Consider the following 8959-nt stretch of genomic DNA (forward strand, 5'->3'; position numbering starts at 1 on the left):
CTACCGGCAGGTGAACCGGGACTCCGCCCAGTCCGCCGGCGCCACCCGGCCGACGCCGTGGCCGTGCGGCTCCACCACCAGCCGTACGGTCCTGCGCCCGGTCAGGTCCACGTGGACGGGGACGGCCGGGTCACCGCCCTCGACCCTGCCGGACCGCCACAGCGGGACCCCGTCGGCGTAGACGGAGAAGAAGACCCTGCCGAGCCCGAGGGCCATGTCGTCCACGCCGGCCCGCGCGTCGTAGGCGGTGCACGGCCGGTTGAGGTCGATGGTGACGGAGGACTCGCCGTGCACGGTGACCCCGCGCGCGTACGTCCTGCCGCCGATCGACAGGCCGTACCGCTGCCACACCCAGCCGCTCTCGCCCAACCTGATCTCGGGCTCGGTGCCGTCACCGGTGGCGTCGAAGCGCAGGGCGCTCAGCTCGTAGACGGCGGGCGCGGGCGGCGGAGCCGTCGTGGGGGGCGGAGTCGGTGTGGGTGTGGGTCCCGGCTGCTTCGGCTTCGGCGGGGGAGTGGGGGCCGGCGTCGGGGTGGGCTTCGGAGTGGGGGTGGGCGTGGGGGTGGCCGGGGCCGGTTCGGGGGCGACGGCCGCCGGCTTCGGCGGGGGCTCGGTCCGGGGCTTCGGCTCCGGCGGGGGAGTGGGCGTCGGCGTCGGCGTCGGCGCCTCGGAGCGTACGACCGGAGCGGACGGGGACGGCCCGGCGGCCGCCTCCCGCACCGGGTGGCCGTCGTTCACCAGGGCCAGCGCGACCGCGGCGGCGGCCACCGCGACCACCCCCGCCGCGATGCCGGCCTTCACCGGCGCCCCGAGCCCCTCGGAGGCCGCGGCCCCGCCCGTGCCGCCCGCGCCGCCGGACGAGCCGGTGGCCGCGGCGGCGGCCCCGGCGGCACCCGCCCCGGCGCCGCCGGCCACGATGCCGAGCGCCTTGGCATATCCGGCGGCCCCGAACCAGCCGATGACCGCGACCGGGACGACCGCGGGGATCCCGCTCGCGACCTCCTCGATCTGCGCCGCGGCCAGCCGGCACCGGGCGCACTCCGCGAGGTGCCGGCGCAGGCCCCGCTCGGCCCGGACGCGCAGTTTGCGGCGGGCGTAGCCGCCGAGCTGGTCGGCGTAGCGGGCGCACTCCTCGTCGGCGGCGAGCGCGGTGCTGACGTGGGCCTGGAGATAGGCCTGCTTCAGCCCCTCCCGGGCGCGGCTGGCGAGCACCCGGGTGCCGTTGGCGTCCAGCCCGAACAGGACGGCCACCTCGCTCGGGGACTCGTCCTCCACCTCGGTGTGCCACAGCACGGCCTGCCAGCGTTCGGGCAGCGAGCGGAACGCCCGCATGGCCAGGGACTGCTCGGCCTCGTGCAGGGCGCGTACGTCCGCGCCCTGATCGAGCTCGTCCGCGTCGGACGCCTCCGCGGCCCGTGCCGCCTGCTGGGCGAAGAGGGCGAAGTCGTCGACGAGCTGCTCGCGCCGGGCCGACTGGGCCCAGCGCGCGGCGACGCGTCGTACGGAGGTCAGCAGATAGGCCCGTACGGCGTGCTCGGGGCCCGAGCCGCCGCGCACCGCCTGGAGCATGCGGGCGAACACCTCGGCGGTGAGGTCGTCGGCGGTGTGGACGTCCCGGCAGCAGGTCCGCGCGTAGCGGCGCACCGCGTCGGCGTGCCGCCGGTACAGCTCCGCGTAGCCCGAGTCGTCGCCGGCCCGCATCCGCCCGATCAGCTCACCGTCGGCGGCGGGCGTCTCCCGGGGCGGCGGCAGCACACTCCCGTCGCGCTGCGCGGGCACGCTCCCGTCCCCGGGGCCTTCGCGGAGCGGGGGGCGTGCGCCCGGGCCGGGTGCGTACGGCCCGCGCGCCCGCGCGCCCCCGTCGTCCACGTGTGACTCGTCCCACCCGTCAGCGCTCATCGCGGTCAGCCCCCGGCACCGGCCCAGCCCAACCCGTCACCGGCTCAGCGTGCCACAGCCCTTTTCCCCCGAGCGCCCCCGCACACCCCATCCACTCATCCGTGCGCACTTCCCCCCGAGCCGTCGAACCCCCTTCGAACACCACGGCCTTCCCCGGCCGGCACCCCTCTCACCGGGCCACCGCCGTACGGCCGCCCGGCGGGCCGCGGGGGCCACCCGCAACCGACCGTGCGGGCCGCACGGTCGGTTGCGGGTGGACACACGAATCAGCCGGAGCCGAAGCCGAGTGGAGCCGGGCCCAGCCGGGCCTACGCCGAAGCCGGCGTGGGCCGGGACCGGAGCCCCTCCAGCAGGATGTCCAGCAACCGGGCCGAAGCCGCCGCCTGCTGCGCGGCGTCCGGCAGGGACGGCGCCGCCGTGGCGATCACCAGCAGCACGTCCCCCACCGACACGTCCGCCCGCAGCTCACCCGCCGCCCGAGCCCGCTCCACCAGCTGCCCGACCACTTCGAGCAACGCCCCGGCCCCGGCGTCGTCGGCCCCCACCGAGGGCTCGTCCGGCACCAGCCGCAGCTCACCGCCCCCCGGCTGCACCCGCTGCTGGGGCACCCGGGCCGCCTCGCCCGAACCGTCCGCGCCGGCGGAGCCGACCCGCAGCACCTGCGGCGGCAGCAACCGCCCCGCGCCCGACGCCACCGACGTCCGCAGGAACCGCGACAGCGCCGACCACGGCTCGTCCTCCTGCCCGAGCGCCGTCCGCGCCTGCTCGGTCAGCCGCGCCGTCTCCTCCTCGGCGATCCGCCGCACCAGCACGTCCTTGCTGGGAAAGCGCCGGTACACCGTGCCGACGCCGACCCGGGCGCGCCGCGCCACGTCCTCCATCGGCGCGCCGTACCCCAGCTCGCCGAACACCTCACGCGCCGCACGCAGCACGTGCTCCAGGTTGCGCTGCGCGTCCACCCGCAGCGGGGTCGTGCGCGCCCCGTCGGCGCGCGCGGTGCCCGCCGCGGTGCTCATCGTCCTGCCACCGGGCGCGATGGCGGCGGCCGATGCCCAATGCGTGTCCTGAACATGCATGTCTTCCCCCGGTAATGACGTCTCCCCCCGGAGACTCTCCCCGCCACTGGATGCGAAGCGCGCGGATCTGGCATCGGTCCCGACCGGATCCGCCCGTCGCGGACCCGTTCGACCACATTCCCTACACTCCGTCGACACACGAACATAGTTGAGAGGCAGTCAATTCAGAAGGGGCAGGTTCCGTACAGTGCGCCCCCCGATCGGAGTACGGGGCGTGTACGTCCCGATTCCGTCCCCTTCCGCCCCCGGGCCCGCCCCCGCTGACCTGCCCGCTTCTCTCCCGCACGGACACCGCGGCCGGCCCCGCGTACACCCGGCCGCCGGTCACACAAATTGCCGGGCCTGTGGACAAACTCCCGCGCCGGGTGCGTCATGGGATGGTGAAGGAACGTGCGCGCATTCTGGTTGTCGGCGGTGGCTACGTCGGGATGTACACGGCCCTGCGTCTCCAGCGGAGGCTGAAGGCGGAGCTGAGGAGAGGCGAGGTCGACATCACCGTCGTCACTCCCGACCCTTATATGACGTACCAGCCGTTCCTTCCCGAGGCCGCCGCGGGCTCGATCTCCCCGCGCCACGTCGTCGTACCGCTGCGCCGGGTCCTCCACCACTGCCACGTCGTCATCGGCGAGGTGACCTCCGTCGACCACGCGGTGCGCACGGCCGCCGTCAGCACCCTCGCCACCGCCGACCACGGCGCCTCCGCCGAGCTGATCGGCTACGACGAACTGGTGCTCGCCCCCGGCTCGGTCTCCCGCGCCCTGCCCGTACCGGGCCTCGCCGAGTACGGCATCGGCTTCAAGACCGTCGAGGAGGCCATCGGCCTGCGCAACCACGTCATCGAACAGATGGACATCGCCTCCTCGACCCGCGACCCCGCGATCCGCGACGCCGCCCTCACCTTCGTCTTCGTCGGCGGCGGCTACGCGGGCGTCGAGGCCCTCGGCGAGCTGGAGGACATGGCCCGCTACACCGCGCGCTACTACCACAACCTCCGCCCCGAGGACATGAAGTGGATCCTCGTCGAGGCCACCGACCGGATCCTGCCGGAGGTCGGCCCGGAGATGGGCCGCTACACCGTCACCCAGTTGCGCCGCCGCAACATCCAGGTGCTGCTGGACACCCGCCTGGAGTCCTGCGCCGACCGGGTCGCCGTCCTCAGCGACGGCCAGCGCTTCCCCACCCGTACGCTCGTGTGGACGGCCGGCGTCAAACCGCACCCGCTGATCGCCGCGACCGACCTGCCGCGCACCGACCGCGGCCGGCTGCGCTGCACCGCCCAGCTCACCGTCGAGGGCACCGAGCACGCCTGGGCCGCGGGCGACGCCGCCGCCGTCCCCGACGTCACCGCCGCCGAACCCGGCACCGACACCGCGCCCAACGCCCAGCACGCGGTCCGCCAGGCCCGGGTCCTCGGCGACAACATCGCGCACGCGCTGCGCGGCGAGCCCCTGGAGACGTACGCCCACCGCCACGTCGGCTCCGTCGCCTCCCTCGGCCTGCACAAGGGCGTCGCCCAGGTGTACGGCCGCAGGCTGAAGGGCTACCCGGCCTGGTTCATGCACCGCCTCTACCACCTCAGCCGCGTGCCCACCGTCAACCGCAAGGCCCGGGTGCTCGCCGAATGGACCCTCGCCGGGCTGTTCAAACGGGAGATCGTCTCCCTCGGCTCGCTCGAACATCCCCGTGCGGAGTTCGAACTGGCGGCCGGTGGAAGGCCCCCCCACAGCCCCTCCGACGACCCGAAGGGGTAGTCCCGCACGGACCCGGGAACTCCGCGGACCGCCGAGGCGTCTGACGGATGTGCCGCGGTCCGCCCCCCGCCGGACCGCCCCCGCCCCCGGACTGGCCACCCCCGCCCGCCCACAGCACCCACGAGGGTTTCCCCACAGTGAACTTCACGCGCTGGAGCGCCCGGCTCCCCGGAACGCAGCGCCGCGCCGCCGCGCGGACCGAGTCGGCGGTCACCCCGGACCGGCGGGGGGACGGCTCCGTGCCCGCGGCCCGCGCCGAACGTTCCGCCGACGGCGGACCCCCGGTGCCCGCCGTCGACGAACTGCCCACGCGTGACGTCCTGGACCGCGTCCCGGCCCTCGTCGCCCTCGTCCACGGCCCCGACCACCGCATCGGCTACGTCAACGGCGCCTACACCACGGCCTTCGGCGTCCGCCCCACCGGCGCCCCCGCCCGCGACGCCCTGCCCGAACTCGCCGAACTGGGCCTGCTCCCCCTGCTCGACCAGGTGCTGCGCAGCGGCAGACCCCGCACCCTGAAGTCCCGCAAGGCCGTCGACGGCCGCTCGTACACCTTCACCTGCACGCCCGTCACCGAGGACGGCGACCGCGACGCGGGCGTGCTGGTCTTCGCCACCGACGTCACCGACCACGCCGAGGCCGCCGAACGCCTGCGCGCCAGCGAGCGCCGCCAGCGCGAGACGGCCGTCACCCTCCAGCGCTCCCTGCTCCCGCAGGAACTGGAGCAGCCCGACGACCTGCGCATCGCCGCCACCTACCAGCCCGGCGGCACCGAGGCCGCGGTCGGCGGCGACTGGTACGACGTGATCACCCTCGGCGGCGGCCGGACCGCCCTGGTCATCGGCGACGTCATGGGCCGGGGGGTGCGGGCGGCGGCCGTCATGGGCCAGCTCCGCACGGCCGTCCGGGCCTACGCCCGCCTCGACCTGCCCCCGCACGAGGTGCTCCAACTGCTCGACGGCCTCGCCGCCGAGATCGACGCCAACCAGATCGCCACCTGCGTCTACGCCATCCACGACCCGAACGAGGGACGCCTGGTCTACGCGTCCGCCGGCCACCTGCCGATCCTGGTCCGGGACGAGAACGGCGTGGTCTCCCGCGCCGACGAACCCACCGGCCCGCCGCTCGGCACCGGCGGCTGGATCCACTCCTCCGGCTGCGTCGCCCTCGGCCCCGGCGCCACGGCCGTCCTCTACACCGACGGGCTGGTGGAGCGCCGGGACGCCGACCTGGACGAGGGCATCGCCGCGCTCGCCGGAGCCCTCGCCGGTGCCACCGGGAGCCCGCAGGTCGTCTGCGACCGCCTGGTCCGCTCGGCCGGCGTCACCGCCGACCACGACGACGACGTGGCCGTCCTCGTCCTCCAGCACCCGGCGCGCACGGGCCCCGACGGCGACCTCTTCCGCAACGCGGCCCTGGAACTCCTCGGCGGCGTGGAGGCGGCACCCCGCGCCCGGGCGTTCGCCTCCGGCGTGCTGACCAGCTGGCGCTTCCCCGCCGACCTGCACGACCTCGGCGTCCTCGCCACCAGCGAGCTGGTCGCCAACTCCCTCCAGCACGGCATCCCGCCCATGCGGCTGCGCCTGCGCCGCACCGACCGCCGCCTGATCATCGAAGTCACGGACGGCGACGACCACCTGCCCAGGCGCCGCCGCGCGGAACCGGGCGACGAGTCCGGCCGGGGCATCGCCATCGTGGCGACGATCGCCACCAGCTGGGGCTGCCGCCGCACCCCGGGCGGCGGCAAGGCGGTCTGGTGCGAGTTCGTCCTGCCGAAGGGGTGAGCCCCGCAGCGGTGCCGGCCGGCGCGCGGGCGCGGCGGGTCCGTGGCCGGTCGCGCACCTCCCCGCCCGCCCGCGGGGCGCTCCCCCCGGGGCGCGGTCCTACGCCTCCGCGGTGACCGGTTCCGCGGGCACCTGGCCCCGGGTGACCACCCGGCTCTCCCGCGCCGTCCACGGCCGGTCCTGTACGGCGGTGAGGTGCCGCCCCAGCCGCAGGGCCAGCACGGTGACCGACAGCGAGAACAGCAGGAAGGTCACGATGTACGGCGCGTGCAGCGAGGCGCCCAGGGGGCCGCCCACCGCCGGACCGACCGCCAGCGCCAGCTGCTTGACCAGCGCGAACGCCGAGTTGTACTGACCGGCCAGCCCCTCCGGTGCCAGATCGGCGACCAGCGGCGCGACCGTCGGCGACAGCATCGCCTCACCCAGTCCGAACAGCGCGTACGTCGACACGAAGGCGGCCGTGGCCATCTCCTGGCTGCCGTGCCCCAGCCCCGCGTACCCGGCGGCCAGCCATGCGACGGCCCAGATCAGGCCGACCGCGGCGACGACCCGGGACCGCCGGCGCCGCTCCACGAGCCTCAGCACGGCGAACTGCGCGATCACGATCATCAGCGTGTTCGCGGCCAGCGCCGTCCCCAGCGCGGACGTGGATATCCCGGCCGCCTCCACGCCGTAGGCGCTCAGCCCCGACTCGAACTGGCCGTAGCAGGCGAAGAACAGCACGAAGCCCAGCACGCACAGCTGCACCATCGCCCGGTTCCCGAGCAGCTGCTTCCAGCCGCCGCGGGCCGAGCGCGCGGGGGCGTCCTCCATCCGGGGGGAGCGCGGCATGCGCACGGTCGCCATCACCACGACCAGCACCAGGAACATCAGCGCCTCGATCGCGAACAGCAGCGTGAACGAGGACACGCGCGTGGTGTCGACGAGGTGACCGCCGATGAGGCCGCCCACGCCGAGCCCCAGGTTCTGCAGGAAGAACTGCATCGCGAACGCGCGCGAGCGCGTGTCCGCCGTGGAGCAGTCCACGATCATCGTCGCCAGCGCCGGCTGCATCACGGCCTGCCCGGCGCCGAGCGCGGCGGCGGACAGCAGCACGCTCGCGGCGCCGCCCGCCAGACCGAGGCTCAGCGCGCCCAGGGCGGCGAGGACCAGGGCGGCGAGCAGGACCGGCAGGGGCCCGCGCCGCACGATCGCCCGGCCGGCGAACGGCAGCACGATCAGCGCGGCCACGGCGAAGACGGCGAGCACGAGTCCCGCCGTCATGGCTCCCAGTCCCCGCACCTGCGCCACGTAGACGTACAGGTAGGGGACGGTGAAGCCGAGCCCGAACGCGCTGAGCGCGTTGCCCACGTGGATCCGGCGCATCGCCGCGCCCATCGCCCTGGTCACGTTCACCTCTCTCACTAGTTAGACCTGAAGACTTCAAAGCTAAAGTTCGAACCTAAAGATTACACAGTGAAGGACTTCAAGGCAAAGGGACCGCGTGCGATACTGCGCCCATGGCCGACACCCCCGGCGTCACGGAGCCGACACTCGAAGAACAGATCGCCGCCTACCAACGCGAGTTCCAGGACCTGGACCCCCAGGTCGAGAAGATCGTGTCGGCGCTGTCCCGGCTGAACCGCCGGATGAACGTCGCGTACGGCCGCCAGACCGCCGACCTCGGCATCAGCAACGCCGAGTGGGAGGTCCTCAAGGCCCTGGTCCTCTCCGGGGCGCCCTACCGCATGGGCCCGAGCGACCTGGCCAAGCGGCTCGGCCTCACCCCGGCCGCGATGACGCACCGCATCGACCGCATGGTGACCGAGGGCCTGGTCACCCGGGAGCGGGACGAGTCCAACCGTGTCCGCGTCATCGTGGAGCTGACCCCCGAGGGCCGCGAGAAGTGGCTGGAGGCCATGCGCCTGGCGACGGTCTTCGAGGAGGACCTGCTCCAGGACCTCACCCCCACCGAGCGCGCGGTGCTCGGCGAGGTGCTGACCCGGCTCCTGCGCCGGGTGGAGCACGCGCAGCCGGACGCCGGCGGCCGGCTCACCGACCTGGACTGAGACCGCCTCCCCGGGCCGCGCAAAAGATGTTGACAGGGGGGTGTTGACACGCCTCCTGTCGATCCGTAAGGTTCTTCGGGTTGCCACGGAGCCGTAACGGTTCCTCGGCAGCACTCCGCCGCCCCGAGCGGCACCCCTCACACCATCAGCACGATCTCCCGTACGGGTTGATTTCGGCGCGCCCGAATTCAATTCGAATACGGACTCGGCGGCCCGATTGGGAATCGCCGGGCGGATCCGCTAAGGTTTGAGACGTCGGAACGGCCCAACGGCCGGGAAGGCAAACCCCGCTGACTGGGGGTCAGACGCCGAAAGGATCTGATAGAGTCGGAACCGCCGGAAAGGGAAACGCGAGAGCGGGAACCTGGAAAGCACCGAGGAAATCGGATCGAGAAAAGATC

6 protein-coding genes are annotated in these 8959 nt (G+C 74.3%); 3 read left to right on the forward strand and 3 right to left on the reverse strand.

Annotated features, from left to right (window positions below):
* Window positions 1–1899, reverse strand: coding sequence for a sigma-70 family RNA polymerase sigma factor (locus tag ACZ63H_RS31680; RefSeq protein ID WP_469870991.1), 1899 nt, complete (start codon window positions 1897–1899; stop codon window positions 1–3).
* Between the two features lie 308 nt (window positions 1900–2207).
* Window positions 2208–2975: a TetR/AcrR family transcriptional regulator gene (locus tag ACZ63H_RS31685; RefSeq protein ID WP_469870993.1), complete on the reverse strand. Its 768-nt coding sequence runs from the start codon at window positions 2973–2975 to the stop codon at window positions 2208–2210.
* Between the two features lie 377 nt (window positions 2976–3352).
* Between ACZ63H_RS31685 and ACZ63H_RS31690 the strand changes: the two genes are divergently transcribed.
* Window positions 3353–4726: an NAD(P)/FAD-dependent oxidoreductase gene (locus ACZ63H_RS31690; protein ID WP_469870995.1), complete on the forward strand. Its 1374-nt coding sequence runs from the start codon at window positions 3353–3355 to the stop codon at window positions 4724–4726.
* Between the two features lie 137 nt (window positions 4727–4863).
* Complete coding sequence (locus ACZ63H_RS31695; protein WP_469870997.1) at window positions 4864–6510, forward strand: ATP-binding SpoIIE family protein phosphatase; 1647 nt, start codon at window positions 4864–4866, stop codon at window positions 6508–6510.
* A 99-nt stretch (window positions 6511–6609) separates the two neighbouring features.
* Here ACZ63H_RS31695 and ACZ63H_RS31700 read toward each other — a convergent pair whose 3' ends face one another.
* Window positions 6610–7875 carry an MFS transporter gene (locus ACZ63H_RS31700; RefSeq protein ID WP_469871001.1) on the reverse strand — a complete coding sequence of 422 codons (1266 nt, stop codon included), beginning with the start codon at window positions 7873–7875 and terminating at the stop codon, window positions 6610–6612.
* A gap of 134 nt (window positions 7876–8009) precedes the next feature.
* Between ACZ63H_RS31700 and ACZ63H_RS31705 the strand changes: the two genes are divergently transcribed.
* The gene (locus tag ACZ63H_RS31705; protein ID WP_469870999.1) at window positions 8010–8558 is read left to right on the forward strand and encodes a MarR family winged helix-turn-helix transcriptional regulator; all 549 of its coding nucleotides are present in this window, start codon (window positions 8010–8012) and stop codon (window positions 8556–8558) included.
* The last annotated feature ends 401 nt before the right edge of the window (window positions 8559–8959 follow it).

Source organism: Streptomyces sp. NPDC104831, assembly GCF_055583025.1.